Origin of the sequence: Amycolatopsis suaedae (assembly GCF_004214935.1) — a bacterium.
GTDB classification, from domain to species: Bacteria; Actinomycetota; Actinomycetes; order Mycobacteriales; family Pseudonocardiaceae; genus Amycolatopsis; species Amycolatopsis suaedae.
This window is the reverse complement of record NZ_SFCC01000014.1, coordinates 34,477-60,519: the sequence shown is the minus strand read 5'-3', so window position 1 is coordinate 60,519 and position 26,043 is coordinate 34,477. Positions and strand designations below refer to the sequence as shown.

The following is a 26,043-nucleotide window of genomic DNA, read 5'->3' as shown; positions in this document are numbered from 1 at the left end:
CGATGGCGCTGGAACGCAGACTGGCCGCTGAACTGTCCTCATTGGAACGCGGCTTACGCATTCTCGCGTTCGTGCAGGACAACGGGCGGGTCGGCACGGCCGAGATCATCGCGGGCCTGGACATCCCGTCCTCGTCGGCCTACCGCTACGTGCGGCTGCTGCGCACGGCCGGCTTCCTCACCGAGGTCGACGGCGTGCTGATGCCCAGCGAACGCCTCGCCGACCCGTCCGAGCAGCCCGCGGAACACCTGGTCGACACCGCACGGCCGGTACTCACCCGGCTACGCGGGCGGTCCGGTCTCAACGTCGCCCTCGCCGTGCGGGTGCACACCGCGGCGCTGTGCCTGGACACGCGCCGGGCCCGCACCGGCAGCATGGCGTTCCACCCCGGCGAGATCCTGGCGCTGCACGCCGGTGCCAGCGCCACCCCGCTGCTCGCCGCCGCGCCCGCGTCGGTGCGCAGGCAGGTGCTGCGCGGCAAGCTGCAGCGGTTCACCGCCGCCACGCCCGACGCCGCGACGCTGCGGGTCGAGCTGGAAACGGCCGAACGCCTGGGCTACCACGTCTCCCGCGGCTGGCTCACCCCCGGCATGACCGCGGTCGGCATGCCGGTCATCGTGGCAGGCCACTGCCTGTGCGCGCTGTCGCTGATCGGCACGGACGGTGAACTGGCCGAGGTCACCCGGCCGGTCGCCCTGCTGCGTGACGCCGTCGCCGAGCTGACCGCGAACCTGCCCAGCCATCCCGCGACCGTGTGGACCTCCCCCGACATCGAAAGGCCGGCCGATGACCGCTGACCCGACACTGCGCTGCCGGACCTGGCGGGCCGAGGCGCTGCTGCGCATGCTGGAGAATGTCCTTGCCGTCGGCGAACGGCCCGGGGACCTCGTCGTCTACGCCGCGCAGGGCAAGGCCGCCCGCGACTGGCCGTCCTACCACGCGATCGTGCGCGCGCTGACCGAACTGGAGGAGGACCAGACGCTCGTCCTGCAGTCCGGCCGCCCGGTCGGGGTGCTGCAAACCCACGTGTCGGCGCCGATGGTCGTCTCCGCGGTGAACAACACCGTCGGCAACTGGGCCACCGAGGAGACCTTCTACCGCAGAGTCCACTCCGGACAGACGATCTGGGGCGGGCTGACCGCGGCCGCGTGGCAGTACATCGGACGGCAGGGCGTCCTCGGCGGCACCTACGAACTGCTGCGCGCCGTGCTGCGCCGCCACTTCGACGGCCGGGTGCCCGGCTGGCTGCTCACCTCCGGCCTCGGCGGCATGGGCTCGGCCCAGCCGATCAGCGCCCGGATGCTGGGCATCAGCTCGCTCACCGTCGAGGTCGACCCAGCCAAGCTGGACAAGCTGCGCGCCGCGGGCGGGCTGGACCACGTCACCGACGACCTTCGCGCGGCACTGTCCCTGGTGGACGGTCCCGGCCCGGTCGCCGTCGGCCTGCTGGGCAACGCCGCCACCGTGTTCGCCGAGATCGCGGCCGGGGACGTGCTGCCAGCCGTCGTGACCGACCAGACCGCCGCGCACGACGCCCGGCACGGCTACGTCCCGGAGGGCATGGACCTCGGCACCTGGCGGCAGGCCGAGCCGGAGCGGGTCGAACGGCTGGCCCGCGAGAGCATGGCCAGGCAGACGCTGGCGATGCTCGACCTCGCCGAGCGGGGCGCGGTCGTGTTCGAGAACGGCAACAACCTGCGGGTCCAGGCGGCCTCGGCGCTCGACCCCGAACGCGCCGGACGGGTGCTGGGCATCCCCGGCTTCATGGAGGGCTACCTGCGGCCGCTGTTCTGCCGCGGCATCGGCCCGTTCCGCTGGGTGGCCCTGTCCGGCGACGAGGCCGACCTGGCGGTGGTCGACGAGCTGGCCGCGACGATGTTCCCGGACCGTCCCGAGGTCGCCGAGTGGATCCGGCTCGCCCGGGAACACGTTCCCGCGCAAGGACTTCCGGCCCGCTCGTGCTGGCTCGGCTACGGCGAGCGCTCCCGGCTCGCCGCCGCCGTGAACGACGCCGTGCGGGCGGGCCGGATCAGCGCGCCGGTGCTGTTCAGCCGGGACCACCTCGACTCCGCGGGCATGACCCATCCGCGCATCGGCACCGAGGGGATGCGCGACGGCTCCGACGGCGTGACCGACTGGCCGCTGCTGGACGCGATGCTGCTCGCCACCGGCGGCGCCGACCTGGTCGCCGTCCACTCCGGCGGCGCGGGCTACAGCGGCTGGATGCAGTCGGCCGGGGTGTCGGTGGTGGCCGACGGCAGCACCGGTGCGGCGTCGCGGCTGCGGCTCGCGCTCGACCTCGACTCCGGCCTCGGCGTGCTGCGGCACGCCACCGCCGGCTACGAGGAGGCCGCCGACGAGGTCGAACGGTCGGCCAAGCGGCCCCACGACTGTCCACCACTGCACTGGATCGACGTACACGGAGAGGAACGCTGATGCGGGTTCTGACCAGCGACGACGCCCGCCGGGGTGTGCTCGGCGGCGGCGTGTTCGCCTGCGGGGGCGGCGGATGGCAGCACCACGGCGAGCTGATGGGCGGCCTGGCGACGTCGGTCGGCAGGCCGGTGCTGGCCTCGGTCGACGAGCTGCCAGCCGACTCGTGGGTGGCCACGGTGACCGCGATCGGCGCACCGGCGTCGAAGAACTGGGAGATCCAGCCGGTCGACTACGTGCACGCGCTGCAGAAGCTGATCGAGGTCTGCGAGCACCCGATCTCGGCGGTGATGACCGCGCAGAACGGCTACTCGACCACCCACAACGGCTGGATCCAGTCGGCCGTGCTCGGCGTCAAGGTGCTCGACGCGGCGGGCGACGTCCGCGCCCACCCCACCGGCAAGCTCGGCTCGCTGGGCCTGACCACCCGGCCCGGGTACGTGTCCACCCAGGTCGTATCCGGCGGCAACCGCGAGCTGCACGGCCACTTCCTGTCGGTCAACCAGGGCAGCGTGGCCACCTGCGACGACGTGCTGCGCGACATCTCGGTGCGCACCGGCGGGTTCATCGCCTCGGCCCGCAACCCGGTGGAACTGTCCTGGGTCCGCGAGCACGCGGCACTCGGCTCGATCTCGCTCGCACTCGACCTCGGCGCGGCCATGGAGGCGTGCCAGGGCAAGGGCGACGCGGTCGTCGAGGCGGTGTGCGCCACGATCGGCGCCAGGGAGCTGGCGCGCGGGCCGCTGGGGCACGAGAGCGAGCTGGTCACCACCGGCGGCTGGGACCACGGCACGTTCCGGATCGGTGAGTTCACCGTGCCCTACCTCAACGAGTACATGGCGGTCGACTCCGGCGGCGAGCGCGTCGCCAGCTATCCCGACACGATCGCCATCCTGCGGGCCGACGACGGTTTCCCGCTGGCGGTCAAGGACGCGGTGGCCGGCATGGAGGTCGTGCTGCTCATCGCCGACGCGGCCACGCTGCCGCTGTCCACCTCGGCACTCGACCCGGTCGCCGTCGGCGAGTGCGAGCAGCTCATGGGCATCGACTTCCTGCGCTACCTGCCGAGCGCGGCATGATCGACGTGCCCGAACCGGACGCGGAACGGCTCGCGGACGGGATCGCCGAGATCGCCCGGTTCCACGACTCGTCGCTGCCGGGCTGGAGCCGCGAGGTGTTCTCCGAGCCCTACCGCGCCTCCCGCGACTGGGTCCGCGGGCGGATGGCCGAGGCCGGCCTGGAGGTGACGGCCGACGCCGCCGGCAACATCGTCGGCCGCCTGCCCGGCACCCACGGCGGACCGGCGCTGGTCACCGGCTCGCACACCGACACCGTCCGCCAGGGCGGCCGGTTCGACGGCATCGTCGGCGTGCTGGCCGGGATCGAGGTGGCCCAGCGGCTGCGGGAGACCGGCGTCCGGCTCGCCCACGACCTGGTGGTGGCCGACTTCCTCGGCGAGGAAGCCAACGAGTTCGGTATCTCCTGCATGGGCTCGCGGTCGGTCGCCGGGGTGCTGCTGCCCGAGCACCTGGACCGTGTCGACGGCAGCGGGCAGCGGCTCGGAGACGCGATGGCGGCGTTCGGCCTCGACCCGCAGGCGGCGCTGCGGCAGGCGTGGGATCCGGCGGACGTGCACGCCTACGTCGAACTGCACGTGGAGCAGGGGCCGCTGCTGGAGCGGTCCGGCACGAGCATCGGGGTGGTCACCGCGATCGCGGGCATCGACCGGATGCTGGTGCACTTCGCCGGGCTGGCCGGGCACGCGGGCACCACGCCCATGCCGGACCGGCACGACGCGCTGGTGTCCGCCGCGGCCGCGGTACTCGCCGTGGAACGGGTGGGCTGCGGCGCGCCGGTGCACGGCGTCGCCACGACCGGGCACATCGAGTCCTCCCCCGGTTCGATGGGCGTGATCACCGACCGCGCGCGGCTGTGGGCGGAGATCCGCAGCGTCGACGGGGACTGGCTGCGCGGTGCCCGGCGGCGGATCGTCGACGAGATCACCGCGGAGACCCGCGCCCGCGGGGTGGACATCGACGTCGACTGGATCTCCGACCAGGACCCGGTGCCGACCTCGCCACTGCTGCAGGACGTCGTCGCCGAGGCGGCAGGCGGGCTGGGGCTGTCCTGGACGGCGGTGCCCTCCGGCGCCGGGCACGACGCCGCTCACCTGGCCCGGCTGGGCCCGATGGGCATGATCTTCGTCCCCTCGGCAGGCGGCAGGAGCCACTGCCCCGAGGAACTGACCGCGACCGAGGACATCGCGCGGGGGGCGCACGTCCTGGCCGCCACCCTGATGTCCCTCGACCGGCGCGACGGTGTGCGCCACTCGTAGAGCCTCATAGAGCGGAGCCCGATCATGGCCAGCAATCCGGTCGCCAGGCGCTCGGTCGCCGCGGCGGCACTCGGCAACGCGATGGAGTGGTACGACTTCTCCGTCTACGCCTTCTTCGCCAGCTACGTCGCGGGCAGCTTCTTCACCTCGCAGGACCCGACGATGGCGTTGTTCAACACGTTCATCGTGTTCGGCGCCGGTTTCGTCGCCCGCCCGCTCGGGGCGGTCGTGGTCGGGATCTACGGCGACCGCAAAGGCCGCAAGGCGGCACTGATGCTGTCGATCGCCACCATGGGCCTGGGCACGCTGGTGCTGGCCGCGACACCGCCGGCCTCGGTGATCGGGATCGGCGCACCGATCCTGCTGCTGATCGGCAGGCTGCTGCAGGGATTCTCGGCGGGCGGCGAGATCGGTGGCGCGGCGGCGTTCCTGATCGAGCACGCGCCGCACGACCGCAAGGCCCGCTACGCCGCGTGGCTGCAGGCATCGATGGGGATCTCGAACCTCATCTCCGCCGTCGTCGGCGTCGCCATCACCACGGCGCTTCCCGACTCCACGGTCAAGGAATGGGCCTGGCGCATCCCGTTCGTCATCGGCCTGCTGATCATCCCGATCGGCGTATACATCCGGGGACGGCTGCCGGAGACGGAGACGTTCGAACGGCACCGGGTCACCGCGGCCGGTGGCCGCAACCCGCTGCTGCGGATCGTGACCGAGTACCCGAGGCAGCTGGTCACCGGGTTCCTGTTCTCCGTGCTGTGGACCGTCTGCGTGTACGCGTTCGTGATCTACCTGCCGACCTACTACCGGGCCGGTAGCTCCGGGCTCGGGTTCACCGCGCAGCAGGCGTTTCTCGCGTCGCTGGTCGGCAACGTGGTGCTGGTGATCGGCTGCCTCGTCGCCGGCCGGGTGGCCGACCGGATCGGCCCGCGGCCGCTGGTGCTGCGGTCCTCGGCGGCCATGCTGGTCGTGCCACTGCTCAGCCTGCTGGTCCTGCACCACTGGCCGTCGACGGTGGTGCTGGTGGTCGTGCACACGCTGCTGTGCGCGAACGTCGCGGCGTTCGTCGGCGTGGCCCCGTCGCTGCTGCCGCGGATCTTCCCCGCGGCGGTGCGCACGACCGGTCTCGCGCTGAGCTACAACATCGCGGCGATCTTCTTCGCCGGATTCACCCCGGCACTGATGACCTGGGCCACGGCGGAGCTCACGGTGTACGCCCCGGCCCTGTGGGTGGCGATCGGCGTCGTCGCCTGCCTCGCCTGCGCGCCGGCGCTGTTCCGGCAGATCGAGGAGGTTGCCCATGCTGAAACCGACCCGGCTCGCGCTGGCGGCCGTGCTGCTCGCGGCGACGACACAGGTCGCAGGCGGAGCTCCCGCGCCGGCCTCGAGTGAGACCGTCACGGTCCAGCTCGACGGCGATCACCTCGACTGGCCGACGCTGACCCGGGTCCTGCATGCCGATTCGGTGTCGGTGCGCCTGGCGCCGGGTGCGCGGCAGAAGATGGCGGCCACCCGTGCCGGTGCGCTGCGGACCGTCGCGGCCGGTGAGCGGGTCTACGGCTGGAACCAGGCGCTCGGGCCGAACAAGGACCGTCCACTCACGACGGACGAGCAGGTGGAGTTCCAGAAGCGGGTGCTGCGCTCGCACGCCGCGGGCACCGGTCCCGCGCTGCCGCCGAACGTCGCGCGGCTCGCGCTCGTCCTGCGGGCCAACACGATGGCGCGCGGGGCGATGGGCGTGCGGCCCGAGCTGGTGGACCGGCTGCTGTCGATGGTCAACGCCGGGATCGCCCCGGTGATGCCGGAGATCGGGTCGCTGGGCACGGGTGACCTGCAGCCGATGGCGGCGGCCGGGCTGAGCCTGATCGGCGAGGACAACCCGGTGCTGCGTGACGGCAGGCAGGTCGCGGCGCGGATGGCGTTGCGGGCGGCGAAACTGCCGGAGACGTTCACCCTGGAGGCGGGCGAGGCGCTGCCGCTGATCAGTGGCAGCAGTGTGCTCACCGCCCGCTACGCCGACGCGATCGACCGGTCCGGCCGCGCGCTGGACTCGTTCACCGCCGGGTTCGCGTTGTTCCTGGAGGCGACCAGGGCCGAGCAGGGCGCGTTCGACCCGCGCACCCACGAGGAGCGGCGGATCCCCGAGGAGACCGAGGCGGCACGGCAGATCCGGGCCATGGTGTGCGGGACCCAGTGGATGACCGACGACGGGCGGCGCCGTTCCGGCGAGGCCGACCCACGGATCCAGGACGCGACCTCGGTGCGGGCCACCCCGCACATCCTCGGGGCGCTACGGCAGACGCTCGGCACGGCGCGGGAGACCGTGGTGCGGGAGGCGAACGCGTCGACGTCCAACCCGCTGATCTTCGAACGGCCCGGCGGCGGGTACGAGTTCGTGATGGGCGGCAACTGGGACGGCGCGCGGATCGGGCACGAGATCGACTCGCTGAACGCGCAGATCGCCGACCTCGGTGTGCTGTCCGAGGGGCTGTCCGGGCGGCTGCTCGATCCGAAGTGGAGCTACGGGCTGCCGTCCAACCTCGCCGGCGGCCCGGTCGGGCTGAACTCGGGCATGGTGCAGGCGCAGAGCATGGCCGCCGCGCTGATCCCGGAGATGCAGGCCGCCGCGACCCCGGCGGGAACGCTGTCGCGTCCGGTCAAGGGCGGGCAGGAGGACCACAACACGATGGCGATGGCGTCGATGCGCGGGCTGGCGGCCAACCTGGACCGGCTGGACACCGTGCTGGGCGTGCAGGTGATGCTGGGCGCGCAGGGAATCGACCTGATCAGGGGCACGATGGGCCCGCTGCGGCTGGGCGAGGGCACCGCCGCGGTGCACGGCGTCGTCCGGCAGCGGGTCACGCCGCTGGTGGACGACCGGCACCTGACCCCGGACGTCGAGAAGGCGACCGCTCTGGTCCGCGACGGCGCGTTCACCGCCCCGGTGGCCTCGGCGGGCCGGAACTCCTGCGCTGCGGCCTGATCCGGCGGTCGAAATGGCCAGATGGCCGACCCTCGCTCATACCTTCGGCGGTAGCCCCTTGTGGAAAACCCACGCAAGACTCGCCCCGTTCAGGTGGATCTTGACCACGACAAGGGGACGATAGTGAAACGCTCACTACTGTCGGTAGCGTCCGCGGTGGCGGTCCTCGGACCGTTGCTGACGGCCGTTCCGGCCGCGCAGGCGAGTGCCGGGATCGACTGGAAACCGTGTGCGGACAAGCCGGAGGTGGAGTGCGCCAGGCTCGCCGTGCCGGTCGACTGGGACAAGCCGGACGGTGACAAGATCGAGTTGTCGCTGGCCCGGCGCAAGGGCGCCGAGGGCGGGGACAAGCTCGGCACCCTGATGTACGGACCGGGCGGGCCCGGCGGCGCCGGAGCCAGGGATCTGAAGTCCGATCCGATCTTCGAGACCCCCGTCTACCAGCGCTACGACGTCATCAGCTACGACTCGCGCGGCATCGGCGAGAGCAGCCCGGTCCAGTGCGACACCGCCAACCAGACCCGGGCGTGGCCCTCGACCGAGGAGCAGTTCACCAAGCAGGTCGCGCAGAACAAGGCCTACATCGAGGACTGCCGCAAGCGCACCGGCCCGGTGTTCGACCACGTCGACACCATCAGCGACGTCAAGGACATGGACGCCATCCGCGCCGCGCTCGGCGAGGAGAAGCTCAACTACTACGGCGTCTCCTACGGAACCCTGCGCGGCCAGCAGTACGCCGAGAACTTCCCCACCAGGGTCGGCCGTCTCGTGCTGGACTCCACGATGGACCACAGCATCGACAACACGTGGGACTTCATGCGCACGGAGACCCACCTGCGCGAGGAACTGTTCGGCATTTTCACCCAATGGTGTGAAAAAGAGGCCACCTGCTCGCTGCACGGCAGGGACGTCCCCGCGCTGATGAAGCAGCTCTACGACAAGGCCGCCAAGGGCGAGCTGGCCGACCCGAAGGACCCTGCCCGCAAGCTCAACCCGGTCGACTTCGCGCTGAGCCTGGAACCCCGGGTGCTCAGCGAGCGGTGGGCCGAGCTGGCCGACTACATCAAGTCGTTCGGGCAGGGCGCACCGGCGAGCCTGGCCGCCGCCCCCGCGGCGCAGCGTCCGGACCCGTCCCGGGCCATCTGGTGCAACGACTGGGACTACCGGATCAGCAGCTTCGGCGAACTGCGGGAGCTGACCGACAAACTCGCCGAGGCCTCGCCGAACGTCCGGTTCAGCTCCTACGACACCTGGGCCGTGGTGTGCCTGGGCTGGGAGGGCAAGCCGGTCAACCCGCCGCACAAGCTGACGCTGAGCGACGAGGTCCCGCCGATCCTGATCACCAACTCCCGCTACGACCCGGCCACGGTCTACCCGTGGGCGCAGGCCGTCTCGGAGCAGAGCGGCATGCCGCTGGTGACCTACGACGGTGGTGGCCACGGCATGTACTTCGTGGACTCCTGCTCGCGCGAGCACATCCACAACTACCTGTTCAAGGGCGACGTCCCGCCGGCCAACACGCACTGCCCGGTGCAGAACCCGGTCTCGGCCGGGGCCGTCCTGCCCAAGCCGCGCAGCCTGGCCGACTTCACCGGCTGACCCCAAGCACGTGAAGGCCACCTTCATTACGTGAGACGTGGTGAAGGTGGCCTTCACGTGCATTGGCGGCGTCCGTGATCATCGTCACCCAAACGCTGGTCGACGTCACCGGCATGGCCGCCTGCCTCCGCGTCGTACCGCGACCGCTCGCCGCCACCCGGGTACGCCGCTGACTCGTTGGTTCCTAACATGTGGACCTGGGGCCACCGCCGTCAACTGGCACTTTCATTACTCATGAGTACCCCGCCGGTGCCCGAGGTCGCGCGCGGAATCGGCCACCCATCTCGGCTAATGGCGCTCACGGTCGGCCACCGGCCCTGCGGCGGACCACCCGTATCGAGTAAGGGATTTTCACACTGGTGTGGACACTGTCGTATTCGTGTGTGTACGGTGAGCGCCGAGCGAAGCGCCGGGCCGGGGTGGCCATTCGTTCCGGTGCGCCGCACTCGTGTTGCGAAGCTTCTGTTGCGTCAGGATGAAACGGTTGTAAACGGCACGTAAGCGTTTCCTGTGGGGGCAACGCCTACGGTTGTTCGCCAACGATTCCTTTCACATCTCCTTCCTTGTCGATGTGTAGGAGAATCAATTGAGTATTCTTTCGGGTCGTGACCTCCTCCTCGGTGTGAGCCCGCTGGGCCTGCCCAACGCGGCGCTGGTGATCGCGGTCGAGCGCGCGGGCGGGCTCGGGGTGCTCGACCTGGGCACCGACCCGGTGTCCGCACGCGACCAGCTCGCCGTTGTCGAGCGCAGGCTCGGGCGGCACTTCGGCGTGCGCATCGGCGCCGGCTGCCCGCTGACCGCGGCGGAGCTGCCCGGCCTGGTGGACACAATCGTTGTCCCCCACCATGTTCCGGCGCCCGGTAGGCGGGTGCTCGTCGAGGTCACCTCGGTGGGTGAGGCGCGCGACGCGGTGCTGGCCGGCGCGGACGGGCTGATCGCCCGCGGCTGCGAGGCCGGCGGCCGCGTCGGCGAGCTGACGACGTTCGTGCTCCTGCAGCGGCTGCTCGCCGAGTTCGACGTGCCGGTCTGGGCGGCGGGCGGAATCGGCCCGCACACCGCCGCGGCGGCCGTCGCCGGCGGCGCGCACGGGGTCGTCCTGGACAGCCAGCTGGCGCTCGTGCGCGAGGTCCGCGATTGTTTGCCGGCCGGTGTCGCCACCGCGATTGCCGCGATGGACGGGGCCGACACGATTGTCGAGGAAGGCCACCGAATTCTGTCCCGGCCCGGGCTGGACAGCACGCCGCCGGTCGGCCAAGATGGCGCTCTCGCCCGATCACTGGCGCATAACGGCGTCACCGCGGGCGGCGTGCTGCAAATAATCCGTAAAGCGGTGCGGAACAATCTCCGGGCCGCCGCCGCGAATCCGCCGCTGCGCCCGGGCGGGACATTCTGCGAGCGCAATCCCGGCCCGCGGTACCCGCTGGCGCAGGGGCCGATGACCCGGGTGAGCGACCAGCCGGCGTTCGCCGAGGCCGTCGCCGACGCCGGCGGGCTGCCGTTCCTGGCGCTGGCGCTGATGGACGGCGCGCAGACCCGCAAGCTGCTCGACGCCACCGACCAGCGGCTCGGCGAACGGCCGTGGGGGGTGGGCGTGCTCGGGTTCGCCGACCCGGAGATCCGGCAGGCCCAGCTGGAAGCCGTGCACGCGGTGCGGCCGCGGTACGCGATCGTCGCGGGCGGCAACCCCGCGCAGGCCCGCGACCTGGAGCAGTCCGGGATCTCGGCGTTCCTGCACGTGCCCTCCCCCGCCCTGCTGAGCCGGTTCCTCGACGAGGGCGCGCGCAAGTTCGTCTTCGAGGGCTGGGAATGCGGCGGGCACACCGGCCCGCGGTCCAGCTTCACCCTGTGGGAGCAGCAGGTCGAGGTCCTGCTCGCGCAGCCGTCGCTGGACGAGGTCAGCGTGCTGTTCGCCGGCGGCATCCACGACGAACGCTCCGCCGCCATGGTCTCCGCACTCAGCGCGCGGCTGGCCGACCGCGGGGCGGCCGTCGGCGCGCTGATGGGCACGGCGTACCTGTTCACCACCGAGGCCGTCGAGCACGGCGCCATCCTGCCGGTCTTCCAGCAGGTCGCGGTGGAGTGCGAGCAGACCGTCCTGCTGGAAACCTCGCCCGGGCACAGCGTCCGCTGCGCCGACACGTCCTATGTGGACACCTTCTCCGCTGCCCGGGAGCGGCTGTCGGCAGACGGGGTGACCCGCCAGGACGCCTGGGCGGAGCTGGAACGGCTCAACCTCGGCAGGCTGCGGATCGCCAGCCGCGGGCTGCGCCGGTCCGGGGACGTGCTGGAGCGGGTGGGTGAGGACGAGCAGCGCGCCGACGGGATGTTCATGATCGGCCAGGTCGCCACCCTGCGCCGGGAGCTGACCGACATCGCCTCGCTGCACGAGCAGGTCTGCCGGACCGGGCTGCTGACCGCCCGCCACGGCGAGCTGACCGAGGACGAGGAACCCACCAGCGCCGAACCGCTGGACATCGCCATCGTCGGCATGGCGGCGATGCTGCCCGGCGCGGGCGACGTGGCCTCCTACTGGGCCAACATCGTGGCCGGGGTCGACGCGGTCACCGAGGTCCCGGCCGACCGCTGGGACCCGGAGCGCTACCCGGAGTCCCCGTCCCGCTGGGGCGGCTTCCTGTCCCCCGTCGGCTTCGACCCGCTGGCCTACGGCATCCCGCCCGCGTCGCTGACCTCGATCGAGCCGGCCCAGCTGCTGGCGCTGGAGGCCGCGGCACGGGCGCTGTCCGACGCCGGATACGCCCACCGTGAGTTCGACCGCGACCGCGCGTCGGTGATCTTCGGCGCGGAGGCGGGTGCCGACCTGGCCAACGCCTACACCGTGCGGTCGGCACTGCCCGCCCTGCACGGCAGCACACCGCCGGAGCTGGACGAGTTCCTCCCCCGGCTGACCGAGGACTCCTTCCCCGGCGTGCTGGGCAACGTGATCTCCGGCCGGATCGCCAACCGGCTCGACCTGGGCGGCGCGAACTACACCGTCGACGCCGCGTGCGCGTCGAGCCTGGCCGCGCTGGACGTGGCGTGCAAGGAACTCACCGCGGGCTCCAGCGACCTGGTGCTGTGCGGCGCGGTCGACCTGCACAACAGCGCGCACGACTACCTGATGTTCGCCTCCGTCGGCGCCCTGTCGGCCAGCGGCCGCTGTGCCACGTTCGACTCGTCGGCCGACGGGATCGCGCTGGGCGAGGGCGTGGCCTGCGTGGTGCTCAAGCGGCTGGCCGACGCCGAACGCGACGGCGACCGGGTCTACGCGGTGATCAAGGGCATCGGCTCGTCCAGCGACGGCCGCTCGCTCGGCCTGACCGCCCCGCGGGCCGACGGCCAGCGGCGGGCACTGCACCGGGCCTACGGCGAGGCGGGCGTGCCGGTCGGCGCGGTCGGGCTGGTCGAGGCACACGGCACCGGCACGGTCGTCGGCGACCGGACCGAGCTGGCCGCGCTGACCGAGATGTTCGCCGGGCTGCCGGCGGGCAGCTGCACGATCGGGTCGGTGAAGTCCCAGATCGGGCACACGAAGTGCACCGCGGGCCTGGCCGGGATGATCAAGGCGGCCACCGCCGTGCACACCGGGATCCGGCCGGGAACCCTGCACGTCAGCGAGCCGAACGCGTTCTGGGACCGGCAGACCAGCCCGTTCGCCTTCGGCAGCCGCACCTGGTCCGCGCCCGCGGGCAGGCGGGTGGCCGGGATCAGCGCGTTCGGGTTCGGCGGCACCAACTTCCACGCGGTGATCAGCGGCTACGACGGCGCCGAGGAACCCCGGCACGGCCTGCGTGAGTGGCCCGCGGAGCTGTTCGTCTTCCGCGGCGAGACCGCCGACGCGGCGCGGAAGTCGGCGCAGCGGCTGGCCCGGCTGGTGCGGGCCAACGACGACGCCGGACGTCCCCTGCCGCTGCGTGCCCTGGCCGCGACGGCCGCCGCGGGCGGTCAGCCGATCCAGGCCACCGCCGTGGTGGCGAGCCTGGACGAGCTGCCCGCCGTGCTGGACGCGGTCGGCGCCTGGCGGGCATCGGACGGCGTGAGACTACGGGAGACCACCGGCGAGCCGGCGGTCGCGTTCCTCTACCCGGGTCAGGGCAGCCAGCGGCCGGGCATGCTGCTGGACCTGTTCACCGCGTTCCCCCGGCTGCAGTCCTGCCTGCGGCTGGCCGGCGGCCGCTACGAGGACGTCATGTTCCCGCCCGCGCCGCTGGACGAGGCGGAGGCCGCGCGGCAGCGGGCCGCGATCACCGACACCACCGTCGCCCAGCCCACACTGGGCATCGCCGGTCTCGCGGCGACCGAGCTGCTCGCCTCGCTGGGCGTGCGGCCGTCGCTGGCAGGCGGGCACAGCTACGGCGAGCTGGTCGCCCTGGCCAGTGCCGGGGTCTTCTCCCCCGAGCGACTGATCGCGCTGAGCGCGGCCCGCGCCGACGCCATCGTGGCCGCGGCCGGCGAGGATCCCGGTGCCATGGCCGCGGTGTCGGCGGCCGTGGACTCTGTGCTGCCGCTGCTGCCCAGCGGTGTGGTGGTGGCCAACCACAACTCCCCGCGGCAGGTGGTGATCTCCGGTCCCACGGCGGCGGTGGCCGAGGCGACGGAGGCGCTGAAGGCCGCGGGCCTGTCCGTCCGCGCACTGCCGGTGGCCGCGGCGTTCCACAGCCCGGTGGTGGCCGCGGCGGCCACGGCGTTCGCCGGTGTGCTCGACTCCGAGGACCTCGGTGAGCCGGCGTTCCCGGTGTGGTCCAACCGCGACGCCGCCCCGTACGGCGCGGAGATCCGCGAGCCGCTGGCCGGGCAGCTCGGCAGCGGAGTGCGGTTCGTCGAGCAGATCGAGTCGATGTACGCCGCCGGTGCGCGGGTGTTCGTCGAGGCCGGGCCGGGCGGGGTGCTCACCTCGTTCGTCCGCAAGACCCTCGGCGACCGGCCGCACACCGCGGTCCGCCTGGACGCGCCCGGCGAGCCGGGGATCCCGGCGCTGCTGGACGCCCTGGGGGCGCTGGCTGCCGCGGGCGTGCCGCTGGACACCGGCGCGTTGTTCACCGGCCGGGCCGATCCCGTCCAGCCGGAGGAGATTCCGGCCAAACCCCAGTGGTACGTCGATGGAGGACTCGTGCGTGACTCCGCCGGAAACGCGTTGCCCGGTGGCCTGCGCCCGGCGACCGAAGCACCCCGCCCGCTGGCGGGCGGCGCGGCCGCGCTGTCGCGTGACCAGGTCGTCAAGGAGTACCTGGACGGTATGCGGGAGGCCGTCGCGGCGCAGCGGGACGTCCTGCTCGGCTACCTCGGCTCCGCCCCGGCGGCGCCGCCTCCGGCGCCGGTCGTCGTCGAGCAGCCGGCTCCCGTGGTGGTGGAGGCCGGGCCGGCACCGGTGGCCGACGTCGGCAGCCTGATCCTGGACACGATCAGCGCCCGCACCGGCTACCCGGCGGACATGCTCGACCCGGGGCTGGACCTGGAAGCCGACCTGTCCATCGACTCCATCAAACGCACCGAGATCATCGGCGAACTCGCCACCACCCTCGGCATCACCGGCGACACCACCACCATCGAAACCCTCGCCAAGATCAAAACCATCGCGGGCATCGTCGACTGGTTCGGGCAGCGGTCCACCGCCGCGCCCGCGCCGGCGAAGCCGGGTGTCGACGTCGGGACACTGGTGCTGGACACGATCAGCGCCCGCACCGGCTACCCGGCCGAGATGCTCGACCCGGGGCTGGACCTGGAAGCCGACCTGTCCATCGACTCCATCAAACGCACCGAGATCATCGGCGAACTCGCCACCACCCTCGGCATCACCGGCGACACCACCACCATCGAAACCCTCGCCAAGATCAAGACCATCGCCGGGATAGTCGACTGGTTCGGCACCGGTCCCGCCGAGCCCACCGAGCCCGTCACGGTGCCGGCCGGCGAGCCCGCACCGGAGGCAGGCGGGGCGCGGCCGTCCCGGCAGGTGCCGGAACTGGTCACCCTCACCCCGTGCCCGCCCACCCCCGCGGACGCACTGGCCGGGCGCAGCGTGCTCATCGTCGACAACGGCGACGACATCGGGCTGGAGGTCGCCGACCTGGTCGAGCGGTTCGGCGGCACGCCCCGCAACACCCGCGAGCTGACCGGGCCGGTCACCGGCGCCGACCATGTCATCCACCTCGGCGGCCTGCGGGCCGAGGAGAACCAGACGCTGCTGCCCGGGGTGTACGCCGAGATCCGGGCCTGCCTGGCCGAAGGTGTGCGCGGCCTGGTCGTGGCCACGGCGGGCGGCGGGACGTTCGGGTTCAGCCGGACCACCGCCTCCCCCGATCTGGGCATGCACGGCCTGATCCGGACCGCAGCCCGCGAGTACCCGGACGTCCACGTGCGGGCCGTGGACGTCGACCCGAAGGACAGCCACCGGCAGATCGCCGGGGCGCTGGTCACCGAGCTGACCACAGTGGACGGTCCGGCGGTGGTGGGCCACACGCAGGGCGTGCGGCACGCCATCGAACTGCGGCCGGCCGAACTGGACGGCACGGGCGAGCTGGCACTGGACGCCGACGGCGTCGTGCTGCTCACCGGCGGCGCCCGGGGCATCACCGCGCTGGTGGCCAGGGAGCTGGCGCGGCGCACCGGCTGCCGCATCGAGCTGATCGGCCGCACCCCGCTGCCGCGCGGCCCGGAGGACCCGCGGACGGCGGCCGCCCCCGACGAACCGTCGATCCGGCGGGCACTGGCCGAGTCCGGTGTGCGCGACCTCGACGAGGTCGCCCGCCGCAGCCGTGCGCTGCTGGCCGAACGCGAGATCCGCGCGACCATGGACGCCCTGCGCGAGACGGCGTCGTCGGTGCGTTATCACGCCTGCGACGTCGCCGACACCGCCGCGGTACACGCCGTGATCGCCGACATCACCGCCCGGTTCGGCAGGCTCGACGGCGTTGTGCACGGGGCCGGGATCCTCGACGACAAGCTGATGGCGGACAAGACGCAGGAGGCGTTCGCCCGCGTCTACGACACGAAGGTCGGCGGCGCGCTGGCGCTGGAAGCCGCGCTGGAGCACGATCCGGCTTTCCTGGTGCTGTTCGGCAGCATCAGCGGCGTCTTCGGCAACCGGGGGCAGGCCGACTACTCGGCGGCCAACGACACCCTGGACCGGCTGGCCCGGCTGTGGGCCACCCGGACCAGCGCGCGGGTGCTCAGCGTCGACTGGGGTCCCTGGGCGGGCAGCGGCATGGCCGCCGACCTGGCCGCGGAGTACGCGCGCCGGGGCATCCGGCTCATCGACCCGGTCGAGGGCGTGGACTGCCTGCTGGCCGAGATCGCCACGGGCCGCGACGTGCAGGTGGTCTACCAGTGCGAGGGGTAGACATCGCGATCGTCGGCCTGGGGGCGCTGTTCCCCGGGGCGGGCGACGCGGCGCAGTTCTGGCGCAACATCACCGGCGGCGTCGACGCGATCGGCACCATTCCCGCGCAGCGCTGGGATCCGGAGCTGTACTACGACCCGGCCGCGGCCGGTGCCAGTGACCGGTTCTACTGCCGCCGCGGCGGTTTCCTGGACGAGCTGGCCACTTTCGACGCGAGCCGGTTCGGCATCATGCCGTCCACTGTGGACGACGCGGAGCCGGACCAGCTGCTGGCACTGCGGGTGGCCGCGGACGCCGTTGCCGACGCCGGTGGCGAGCAGACGCTGCCGGACCGGTCGCGGGTCGGCGTCGTGGTCGGCCGCGGCGGCTACCTCACGCCCGGCTGCGCACGCCTGGACCAGCGGGTGCAGGTCAACCAACTGGTCTCGGTGGTGCGGGACCTGGTGCCCGGCCTGGACGAGGCCGAGCTACGCGGGGCGCTGCGGGCCCGGCTGGCTCCCGAACAGCCGGAGGCCTCGATCGGGCTGGTGCCGAACCTGGCCGCGTCCCGCATCGCCAACCGGTTCGACCTGCGCGGGCCCGCCTACACGGTGGACGCCGCCTGCGCGTCCGGCCTGGTCGCCGTCGAGCACGCGGTGCGCGAGCTGGCGGCCGGACGCTGTGACGCCATGGTCGCCGGTGCCGTGCACGTGTCCCACCACCCGACGCTGTGGAGCGTGTTCACCCAGCTCAAGGCGTTGAGCCGGAGTGAGCGGATCCGCCCGTTCGACGCGGCCGCCGACGGCACGCTGCTGTCCGAGGGCGTCGGCATGGTGGTGCTCAAGCGCGCGGCCGACGCGATCGCCTGCGGTGACCGGATCTACGCGGTGATCCGCGGTGTCGGCACGGCCAGCGACGGCCGGTCGACGAGCATGATGACGCCCAACCCGGACGGCCAGCTGCTGGCGGTCCGGCGGGCCTGGGCGGAGGCGGGCCTGGAACCCGGGGCGGAGCTGGGGCTGATCGAGGCCCACGGCACCGCCACCCCGGCCGGTGACGCGGCCGAGCTGCGCACCATGGCCGAGGCGTTCGGGACCGGCGGTGATTTGGTCGGCATCGGCACGGTCAAGTCGATGATCGGTCACGCCATGCCGGCCGCGGGCATGGCCGGGCTGATCAAGGCCGCGCTCGCCGTGCACCACGCGACGCTGCCGCCGACCCTGCACATCACCGAGCCGCACGCGGCCCTGCGCGGCACCCGGTTCGACCCGGTGCGCTCGGCCCGCGACTGGGATACGCCGCGCCGCGCGGTGGTCAACGCGTTCGGGTTCGGTGGCATCAACGCCCACGTCGTACTCGAACCGGCAGGCGGCACCGCCGCCGTCGCCCCGCCGCCGCCGGTCCCGGTGCTGACGCTGTCCGCGGACAGCGCGCAGGAGCTGGAACGCGACCTCATCGCCGACGACGCCGACCTGCTGGCAAGGGCAGCCCGCCGAACCCCGGCCGGGGACCGGCCGTGCCGGCTGACCGTCTGGGCTCCGGACGCCCGCAAACTGGCGCTGGCCCGCAAGATCGTCGGCCGCGGCCGGAAGTGGACCGGGCGGCACGACATCTGGTTCTCCCCCGAACCGCTGCTGACCGGCCAGGGCCAGGTCGCGTTGCTGTTCCCCGGCTTCGAACACCGCGGCACCGGCGAGCTGGCCGGTGAGGAGTCCGTCGTCGACCACGCCGTCACGCTGCTGCGGGCGGGCCGGGAACAGGCCCGGCGGCTGCGGGCAGCCGGCGTCGTACCCGCCGCGCTGGCCGGGCACTCCATGGGCGAGTGGACGGCGATGGTGGTGGCCGGGATCTACCCGACCATCGACGAGTTCGTCGAATCCCTGCGCCCCGGCATGGTCGCCGTCGCCGACGTCGTCTACGCCGCACTCGGCTGCCCGGCCGACAAGGCCCGGGCGGCGCTGACCGGCGACGTGGTGCTCAGCCACGACAACTGCCCGCACCAGTCGGTCATCTGCGGCCCCGCCGACCAGCTGGAGACGGTGCTGGAGACCCTGCGCGCGCAGGACGTCCTCGCCCAGGTCATGCCGTTTCGCACCGGCTTCCACACGCCCGCGCTGGCACCGTTCCTGGACAACGCCCGCTCCACGGTCGACGGCCTCGCCGTGCACCCGCCGTCGGTACCGGTCTGGTCGGCGACGTCGCTGGCCCCGATGCCGTCCGACCCCGCCGAGATCCGCGACCTGGTGCTGCGGCACCTGGTCGAGCCGGTGCGGTTCCGGCCGATGATCGAGCGCCTGCACGAGGCCGGGATCCGCGCGTTCGTCCAGGTCGGCACCGGGAGCCTGACCGGGTTCGTCGACGACACCCTTGGCGAGCGTGAGCACCTGACCGTCGCGGGCGAGTCGGCAGAGCGCACCGCGGCGGCGCTGTGGGCGTTCGGCCTGGACCGCGGCACCGGCGGCAGGCGGCTCTCGCTGGGCCTGCCCCGGATGCGGCTGGAGCCGGTCACCACGGCGGCGCCGGTGGTCGACGACGGTTCGCCGCTGGGATCGGCGTTGAACGCGTTGCTGGCCGAAACCACCGCGGCATCGCGGCAGGTGGTCGAGGCGCTGACGAAACCGGCCGTGCCCGAGTCCGCCGAGTTCACCAGGGAGTTCTCCTTCGCCACCCTGCCCGAGCTGGTCGACCACTCGATCTTCCCGCAGGCCGACGGCTGGACCGACCTGTCCGACGGGTTCCCCACCGTGCCGATCACCGGCCTGCTCGACGTGATCACCGACGCCGCCCGCCGGGTCGCGCCCGAGGGCGTGGTCACCGGCGTCGAGCAGGTGCGGGCCATGCAGTGGCTGATCGTCGAACCGGCCACCCGGGCCAGGATCACCGTGCGCCGGGAAGCAGGCGGCGTCCGGGTCCGGGTCGGCGACTACGCCGAGGGCCTGGTCCGGATCGCGCCGGCCTATCCGGAAGCCGGCGAGCGCACCCAGCCGGAGTTCACCGGGCCACGCCCCGCACCGGTGGCCGCGGACCGGCTCTACACAGACGGCTGGATGTTCCACGGCCCGGCCTACGCCGGCGTCACCGAGATCGACACGCTGGCGGACAACGGGATCTCCGGCACGATCACCACCCTGCCCGCACTGGGTGCCCTGCTCGACAACGCCGGGCAGCTCATCGGCCACTGGATCCAGGTCAGCCGCGAGGTCGACCAGAACGTCCTGCCCACCGGCATCGACGCCGTGCGGTTCTACGGCCCCGCACCGGAACCGGGGGTGAGCGTGCGGTGCACGGCGTGGATCACCGAGGTCACCGCCGGGCAGCTGCGGGCCGACGCCGAACTACGCGTCGACGGGCGGCTGTGGTGCCGCCTGGACGGCTGGACCACCCGCCGGTTCACCACCGACGAACGCATCTGGCGGGTCAAGCTCGACGCGGGCCACAGCACGCTCGGCGAACCCCAGCCCGGCGGGGTGATGAAGGTGACCGAGCGGTGGGCCGACAGCGCCACCAGGGACCTGATGATGCGGCGGTACTTCACCGCCGCCGAGCGGGCCGCCTACGCCCGGCTGGACCTGCGTGCGCAACGCCAGTGGCTGGTGCGTGCCGTGGCCGCGAAGGACGCCGTCCGGCAGTGGCTGTGGGAGCACGGCGCGGGCGCGGTGTTCCCCGCGGAGATCACCGTGTCCGAGACGGACGGGACGCTGCGGGTGGGTGGCGCCCTGCGGACGCCGCCGGTCACGGTGGCGCACTGCGCCGACCCGGACAAGCCCTCCGGCGGCGGCTGCGCGGTGGCGGTCGTCGGCGAGGACGCGGCGATCAGCGTGCGGCCCGGCGACACCGGCTACGTGATCGACATCGGCACGAGAGGAATACGGCAATGAGCGAGACGAGCGTTTTCGATGACGTCGTCCGGATGATCGTGGAAGTGGTCGGGCAGGACGTGCTGCTCGACCTGGAGATCACCCGGGACACCACGTTCAGCGACGACCTCGGCCTGGAGAGCATCGAGTTCGTCGCACTGGCCGACAAGCTGCGCGCCCGCTACGGCGACCGGGTCGACCTGGTGGCGTTCCTCGGCGACATGGACATCGACGAGATCATGGCGATGACCATCGGCAGGCTGGTCGAGCACATCGAGGCCCAGCCCGCGGTGAGCACCCGGTAGATGGCCGAGGTCGACGCCCGCGGTCTGCGGTTCCACGTCCAGCAGCTCGGCCCCGGTGACGGGCCGGCGCTGGTGTTCGCGCACGGCCTGGTGATGGACAACCTGTCCAGCTTCTACTACACGCTGGCCGCACCGCTGGCCCGCGCCGGGATCCGCACGATCCTGTTCGACCTGCGCGGGCACGGGCTGTCCACCCGGCCGGAGACCGGCTACTCGCCGGGCGAGAGCGCCGCGGACCTGCTCGCCATCCTGGACGAGCTGGGCGTCACCGAGCCGGTGCACGTGCTCGGCAACAGCTACGGCGGCATGGTCGCCATGCACACCGCGCTGCGGGCACCGCACCGGGTGGCCGGGGTGGTGCTGGTGGAGGCCGCCGTCGCGGGGGCCACCGGCACGCTGTGGATCGAGGACATCGTCAACACGCTCAGCGTGACCGCGCTCGGCCTGGAGTTCGACCGGACCCACGAGCAGCTGCGGGCGATGAGACAGCGCAAGGTCGCCCGGCTGGCCGGCAACGCCGACGCCCTGCTCAACGGCACCACGCTGATCGACGATCTGGCCACCGGCGCGCTGCTGTCCGAAGTGGACCTGCGGCGGGTGGCGTGCCCGGTGCTGGGGGTGTTCGGCGCCGAGTCGGAGCTGGCCGGTGCGGCCGAGGAACTCGGCGCGCACGTGCCGGACTGCGAGCTGCACGTGCTGCCCGGACTCGGGCACACGGTGCTGCGGGAGGCGACCGGCGAGCTGCTCGACCTCGTCCTCAAGTGGATGGGAACCCACGAGTGAGCCGGTTCCTGTTCGTCGTCCCGCCGCTGACCGGGCACATCAACCCGACCGCCGCCGTCGGCGGCGAACTGCTGCGCCGGGGGCACGAGGTCGCCTGGGTCGGCCACCCGCCCACCCTCGGCCCCCTGCTGCCGGAGGGCGCGGTGATCTTCCCCGCGCTGGACGACGCCCTGGAACGCGACATCCAGGCCGCGCGGCGGCGCTGGCTGGAACTCAAGGGCATCGCGGTGCTGAAGTTCCTCTGGGAGGAGTTCCTCATCCCGCTGGCGTACGCCATGCTGCCCGGCGTGCGGGAGGCCGTCGGCCAGTTCGCACCCGACGTGCTGATCGCCGACCAGCAGGCACTGGCCGGTCCGGTGGTGGCCCGGGAGACCGGGCTGCCGTGGGTGACCTCGGCCAGCACGTCGGCCGAGCTGATCGATCCACTGCGGACGATGCCGAAGGTGGACGCCTGGGTCCGCGAGCAGCTCGCCGAGCTGTCCGGGTCCGATGTGGACATCCGGTTCTCCGGCACGCTGGTGCTCGCGTTCACCACCGCCGAACTGGTGGGCAAGCAGGACTTCCCGGCACACTACGTGTTCACCGGCCCGGCACTGAGCCGCCCGGACAACGGCGAGTTCCCGTGGGACTGGCTGGCCGAGGGGCGGCGGCGGGTGCTGGTGTCGCTGGGCACGCTCAACGGCGCGGCCGGGCACCGGTTCTTCGGCGAGGTGGCCGCCGCCGTCGCGGACCTGCCCGGGATCCAGGTGGTGATGGTGGCGCCGCCGGACGCGGTGACCGCGCCGGACCATGTGCTGGTGCGCGAGCGGGTTCCGCAGCTGGCCCTGATGAACCACGTCGACGCGGTGATTTCCCACGGCGGCCACAACACCGTCTGCGAGGCGCTGGCCCACGGGCTGCCGCTGGTGGTCGCCCCGATCCGGGACGACCAGCCGATCGTCGCCCAGCAGGTGGTCGACGCCGGTGCCGGTGTCCGGCTGAAGTACGCACGGGTCAAGGCGGACGAGATCCGCGCGGCACTGGACACCGTGCTCGACGATCCCGGTTACGCGGCGGCCGCGCGCCGCGTCCAGCAGTCGTTCCGGCTCGGCGGCGGCGCGGCCGCCGCGGCCGATCATCTGGAGGCGGTGTCAGCGTGATCTCGTGGATCCTGTTCGGCCTGGTGGTGGCGTTCGTCCTGCTGGACGCGCTGAAGTTGCGGGCGCGGGCCGGTCAGCTGCGTACCCTCGAACCGGCCGCTGGCGACTCCGACGACTACCTGTCCTATCCGGCCGATCTGCCCGCCCCGGTGCGGGCCTCGGCCGTCGAGTACGCCAGGACCGAGGACCTCGGCCTGGTCGACATCGTCCCGGCGAACCTGACGGTGACCGCCGCGACCGACCTGCTCCGCGGCGTCGAGCCCGCCAGATACCGCGGCGAACGCTGGGTGCGCGGCATCAGCGCCGGTGAGGCACTGGTGTGCGGGCGCAAGGCCATCGACCGGCTCGGCGTCACCGAACCGGCCGACCCGACCGGGTTCGTCGCGGTCGCCCGCCGGGTCAAGGACCGCGAGGGGGTCAGCGTCGACCTGGCGGTCTCCCGTGAGCTGCCCGCGCGGCCCTACGACCTGTCCACCCGGGCCGCCCGGCTGCGGCAGCTGGGCAGGCGGCCCGGCCTGGCCACTGTCGCCTCGGCGATCGGCTACCTCGCCGTCGCGGGCGTCACCGTGTGGAACTGGCCGTGGGGCCTGGTCGCCGCCGGGCTGTACTGCCTGCAGCCGGTGCTCGCGTTCGCCGGAACCCCGTTGCGGCCCAGGGATCTCGCGGTCGCGTCGCTGCTGCGGGCCGTGCACACGCCGTACGTGTGGGTGCGCACGCTGACCGGCCGGTGGCGCTCGGCCGCCGAGCGGGAACGTGACGCCGAGGTCGCCGCGCTCACCCCGGACTACCAGGCCGAGATCGCGCGGGGCACCGACCGGTTCTTCGAGCCGCGCCGGGACACCTGCCCGGCCTGCGAGGGCGACCGGCTGGAGGTCTGGGTCACCGGCGCGGATCTGGTGCAGCTCAAGCCGGGCGAGTTCACCCTGGAGCGCTGCGCCGGGTGCGGCCACGTGTTCCAGAACCCGAGGCTCACCCCGGAAGGGCTCGGTTTCTACTACCGCGACTTCTACGACGGCCACGGCGCGGGCGCCGCCGAGGCCGTGTTCGCAGGGAAGGCCGAGCCCTACCACGACCGGGCCAGGATGGTGCGGCCGTTCACCACGCCGAAGCGGTGGCTCGACGTCGGCTCCGGGCACGCGCACTTCTGCCGGGGCGCCAGGGAAATCCTGCCGGACACCACGTTCGACGGACTGGACCAGGGCGCGGCCATCGAGGACGCGGCCACGCTCGGCTGGATCGACCGCGCCTACCGCGGCGAGTTCCCCGAGTTCGCCGCCGAGCTGCGTGGTCAGTACGACGTGCTCAGCATGCACCACTACCTGGAGCACACCCGGGACCCGTGGGCCGAGCTGGACCTGGCCGCCGACGTCCTGCCCGACGGCGGTTTCCTGCTGATCGAGCTGCCCGACCCGGAATGCCGCCTGGGCAGGCGGCTGGGCCGGTACTGGATGCCGTGGTTCCAGCCGCAGCACCAGCACATGATGCCCATCGGCAACCTGAAGAAGGCACTCGCCGACCGCGGCCTGACACCGGTGGCCGAGCAGCGCGCGGAAGCCGACCAGGGCAACGACCTCACGCTGTCCAGCTACCTGTTCCTGGCCACGCTCGCACCCCGCTCCCCCACCCCGTGGCGGCCACGCAAGGCGCGGCTGGCCGGCCTGCGCGGGGCCGCGGTGTGGACGGTCGGCATCCCGTGGCTGGTCCTGGCCTCGCTGCTGGACCGGACGGTCAACCGGCGGATGGTCCGCAAGCACGACCGGGGCAACGCCTACCGGGTGCTGGCCCGCAAGGAGGCCGCGTGATCGACCTCGCCGACCGCCCGGACGTCGCCCCCGAACTCCGCCTGGTGCCGCATGCCTTCCGGGAGGCGTTCGGCCGCTCGGCCGAGGGCGTCTGGTACGCGCCGGGCCTGGTCCGCCTGCTGCCCGGGGTGGCGGTGTGCGCCCGGTGGGGCGCGATCGTCGCCGGGGAGCGGCGCACCGACGGCCGGTTCGAGCTGGTGTCCATCAACCGGCCGGCCGAGCCGGTGAGCGGGCTGTCCGGCGACGCCCCGGCGTGGGCGCGGCCGGTGCTGGAGGTGGCGCGGCGGCTGGAGCCCGGGGGCGCCACGCTGATGTGCAGCGTCGACCTGCCCGCAGGCTCCGGGCTGTCCGCCGGCAACGCGCTGGCCTGCGCCGCCGCGCTCGCCCTGCGTGATCTGACCCGGCCGTCGCTGGCCGACGTCGCCGCGCTGGTGCCGGATCCCGCGCCGTTCGCGGGGCAGGCGCAGGGCGTCGACCTGGCCGAAGCCGTGGTGCTGGTGGCCGACACCCGGATCCGCCGGGACACCCCGGTGTCGCCTGTGGACTTTCCCGCCCCGGACGGGACGTCGGCGGCGGAGGTCGGGCGGTGCCTGACCGCGTACCACCGGGCGCGGCCCAGTGAGCCGGAGCAGGACCTCGCCGTACGCACCGCGCTGGACGCCGGTGCCTACGGCGCGTCGATGCTGGTCGACGATCCGGGGCGGCCGGTCGTCGCGCTGGTGCCCCCGGACCGCGTCCCCGCCGTGCGGGCGGCGGTCTCGGCCGCGTTCCACGCCGCCGGTGCGCGCCCGCCCCGTTACCTGACCGTCCGCCCGGCCCGCGCCGCCACCCGCGTCACGGCCTGACCCCGTGGACGACGTACACGGTCCGGCCGCCGATGCCGGCCCGGGTGGCCCGCACGCCGGTGAACCCGGCGGCGACAGCGGGTTCGGCGGCCTGCTCCCCGGTCGCCGGGATGACCAGGTCTGCGGCGACCAGCCGGGCGAACGCGGGGCTGGGGTTGAAGGTGTCCGCACCCGGCAGGGTGTAGGCCACCGACCCGCCGGGCCGCAGCACCCGCAGCCAGTCGGCCAGTGCGCCCGCGCCGAGGAAGTGCAGCGACGAGGCACACAGCACGGCGTCGGCCGACGCGTCCGGCACCGGGGCCGGGACCGCCGGTGCCACCCACCACTCGATCCGCCCGCCGGGATCACCGGCGGCGGCCCGCTCGCGGGCCCTGGCGATCATCGCGGGCGCGATGTCCACCGCCACCACCCGCCGCGCGCCGAGCAGGCGTAGCGCCGCGAACGCGGCGGCACCGGTGCCGGTGGCGACGTCGAGAACGTCACCGGCTGGCGGCAGCCCGTCCAGCAGCCGCTCGGCGATCCGGCCGTGGGAGTCGTCGTCGTAGTGCTCGGCGGCGGCGTCGAAGGCCGCGGCAAGATCGCTGGTCACCGCCCGAGGATAGAAGCGTTCCGGATGCCGTGAAGGGGGCCCTCACGGCATTTCGTGC

15 protein-coding genes are annotated in these 26,043 nt (G+C 73.1%); 14 read left to right on the top strand and 1 reads right to left on the bottom strand.

Annotation, left to right across the window (positions count from 1 at the left end; genetic code table 11):
* Positions 1-2: 2 nt before the first annotated feature.
* From EWH70_RS25995 to EWH70_RS25930, 14 genes are all read left to right on the top strand, one after another.
* The gene (locus tag EWH70_RS25995; RefSeq protein ID WP_130478266.1) at positions 3-797 is read left to right on the top strand and encodes an IclR family transcriptional regulator; all 795 of its coding nucleotides are present in this window, start codon (positions 3-5) and stop codon (positions 795-797) included.
* A complete protein-coding gene (gene hutU / locus EWH70_RS25990) occupies positions 787-2,436 on the top strand; it encodes a urocanate hydratase (RefSeq protein ID WP_130478156.1) in 1,650 nt (549 codons plus the stop codon). The genes EWH70_RS25995 and hutU overlap by 11 nt, the downstream gene beginning before the upstream one ends.
* Positions 2,436-3,512 carry an S-methyl thiohydantoin desulfurase domain-containing protein gene (locus tag EWH70_RS25985; RefSeq protein WP_130478155.1) on the top strand — a complete coding sequence of 359 codons (1,077 nt, stop codon included), beginning with the start codon at positions 2,436-2,438 and terminating at the stop codon, positions 3,510-3,512. Before hutU ends, EWH70_RS25985 begins: the two co-directional genes overlap by 1 nt.
* On the top strand, positions 3,509-4,768 hold the full coding sequence (locus EWH70_RS25980) for a M20 family metallo-hydrolase (RefSeq protein ID WP_130478154.1): 1,260 nt from the start codon (positions 3,509-3,511) through the stop codon (positions 4,766-4,768). Before EWH70_RS25985 ends, EWH70_RS25980 begins: the two co-directional genes overlap by 4 nt.
* Positions 4,769-4,792: 24 nt before the next feature.
* The gene (locus EWH70_RS25975) at positions 4,793-6,160 is read left to right on the top strand and encodes an MFS transporter (RefSeq protein ID WP_130478153.1); all 1,368 of its coding nucleotides are present in this window, start codon (positions 4,793-4,795) and stop codon (positions 6,158-6,160) included.
* Positions 6,069-7,751 (top strand): HAL/PAL/TAL family ammonia-lyase, encoded by a 1,683-nt coding sequence (locus EWH70_RS25970; RefSeq protein WP_130478152.1) that lies wholly within the window; start codon positions 6,069-6,071, stop codon positions 7,749-7,751. Before EWH70_RS25975 ends, EWH70_RS25970 begins: the two co-directional genes overlap by 92 nt.
* Positions 7,752-7,907: 156 nt before the next feature.
* Positions 7,908-9,350, top strand: coding sequence for an alpha/beta hydrolase (locus EWH70_RS25965; RefSeq protein WP_130478151.1), 1,443 nt, complete (start codon positions 7,908-7,910; stop codon positions 9,348-9,350).
* Positions 9,351-9,972: 622 nt separating this feature from the next.
* Positions 9,973-16,686, top strand: a complete 6,714-nt coding sequence (locus tag EWH70_RS25960) for a type I polyketide synthase (RefSeq protein ID WP_240687236.1) — start codon at positions 9,973-9,975, stop codon at positions 16,684-16,686.
* Positions 16,674-20,543 (top strand): type I polyketide synthase, encoded by a 3,870-nt coding sequence (locus EWH70_RS25955; RefSeq protein ID WP_165436419.1) that lies wholly within the window; start codon positions 16,674-16,676, stop codon positions 20,541-20,543. Before EWH70_RS25960 ends, EWH70_RS25955 begins: the two co-directional genes overlap by 13 nt.
* Positions 20,540-20,827: an acyl carrier protein gene (locus tag EWH70_RS25950; RefSeq protein WP_130478148.1), complete on the top strand. Its 288-nt coding sequence runs from the start codon at positions 20,540-20,542 to the stop codon at positions 20,825-20,827. Before EWH70_RS25955 ends, EWH70_RS25950 begins: the two co-directional genes overlap by 4 nt.
* Positions 20,828-21,610, top strand: coding sequence for an alpha/beta fold hydrolase (locus EWH70_RS25945; RefSeq protein WP_130478147.1), 783 nt, complete (start codon positions 20,828-20,830; stop codon positions 21,608-21,610).
* A complete protein-coding gene (locus EWH70_RS25940; RefSeq protein WP_130478146.1) occupies positions 21,607-22,749 on the top strand; it encodes a glycosyltransferase in 1,143 nt (380 codons plus the stop codon). The genes EWH70_RS25945 and EWH70_RS25940 overlap by 4 nt, the downstream gene beginning before the upstream one ends.
* Entirely contained in the window at positions 22,746-24,551 is a 1,806-nt protein-coding gene (locus EWH70_RS36305) for a class I SAM-dependent methyltransferase (RefSeq protein ID WP_240687235.1), read from the top strand. The genes EWH70_RS25940 and EWH70_RS36305 overlap by 4 nt, the downstream gene beginning before the upstream one ends.
* The gene (locus tag EWH70_RS25930; RefSeq protein ID WP_130478145.1) at positions 24,548-25,396 is read left to right on the top strand and encodes a hypothetical protein; all 849 of its coding nucleotides are present in this window, start codon (positions 24,548-24,550) and stop codon (positions 25,394-25,396) included. Before EWH70_RS36305 ends, EWH70_RS25930 begins: the two co-directional genes overlap by 4 nt.
* Here the strand turns inward: EWH70_RS25930 and EWH70_RS25925 are convergent.
* On the bottom strand, positions 25,386-25,985 hold the full coding sequence (locus EWH70_RS25925; protein ID WP_130478144.1) for a class I SAM-dependent methyltransferase: 600 nt from the start codon (positions 25,983-25,985) through the stop codon (positions 25,386-25,388). The genes EWH70_RS25930 and EWH70_RS25925 overlap by 11 nt on opposite strands.
* Positions 25,986-26,043: the final 58 nt, after the last annotated feature.